The sequence below is a fragment of the Pectobacterium peruviense genome (assembly GCF_002847345.1).
GTDB lineage: Bacteria > Pseudomonadota > Gammaproteobacteria > Enterobacterales > Enterobacteriaceae > Pectobacterium > Pectobacterium peruviense.
The window spans coordinates 1-1,046 of the sequence record NZ_LXFV01000039.1; the positions used below are offsets into that span (position 1 = coordinate 1).

The 1,046-nt window shown below is 53.3% G+C and carries 2 rRNA genes; both read right to left on the bottom strand.

Annotated features, from left to right (window positions below):
* Positions 1-6: 6 nt before the first annotated feature.
* Positions 7-122 (bottom strand): 5S ribosomal RNA (rrf, locus tag A0G03_RS20295).
* A 129-nt stretch (positions 123-251) separates the two neighbouring features.
* Positions 252-1,046, bottom strand: a 23S ribosomal RNA gene (locus A0G03_RS20300); the annotation flags it as partial.

Consider the following 1,046-nt stretch of genomic DNA (forward strand, 5'->3'; position numbering starts at 1 on the left):
TTTGATGCCTGGCAGTTCCCTACTCTCACATGGGGAGACCCCACACTACCATCGGCGCTACGGCGTTTCACTTCTGAGTTCGGCATGGGGTCAGGTGGGACCACCGCGCTATCGCCGCCAGGCAAATTCTGTTTCATCCCAACCGTCATGCTTTGCTTACGCGCTCGCACAACCATCAGAACCAATCTTTGAACAAGCTGAATATCGTTACTATGAGTCCTTCATCACCCACAAAACACCTTCGGTGTTGTAAGGTTAAGCCTCTCGGGTCATTAGTACTGGTTAGCTCAACGTATCGCTACGCTTACACACCCAGCCTATCTACGTCGTCGTCTTCAACGGCCCTTCAGGGGCATCTAGTGCCCAGGGAAGACTCATCTCGAGGCAAGTTTCCCGCTTAGATGCTTTCAGCGGTTATCTCTTCCGCACTTAGCTACCGGGCAATGCAATTGGCATCACAACCCGTACACCAGTGGTGCGTTCACTCCGGTCCTCTCGTACTAGGAGCAACCCCTCTCAATCTTCCAACGCCCACGGCAGATAGGGACCGAACTGTCTCACGACGTTCTAAACCCAGCTCGCGTACCACTTTAAATGGCGAACAGCCATACCCTTGGGACCTACTTCAGCCCCAGGATGTGATGAGCCGACATCGAGGTGCCAAACACCGCCGTCGATATGAACTCTTGGGCGGTATCAGCCTGTTATCCCCGGAGTACCTTTTATCCGTTGAGCGATGGCCCTTCCATTCAGAACCACCGGATCACTAAGACCTGCTTTCGCACCTGCTCGAGCTGTCACTCTCGCAGTCAAGCTAGCTTATGCCTTTGCACTAACCTCCTGATGTCCGACCAGGATTAGCTAACCTTCGTGCTCCTCCGTTACTCTTTGGGAGGAGACCGCCCCAGTCAAACTACCCACCAGACACTGTCCGCAACCCGGATTACGGGTCTACGTTAGAACATCAAACATTAAAGGGTGGTATTTCAAGGTTGGCTCCACAAGAACTGGCGTCCTCGCTTCAAAGCCTCCCACCTATCCTACAC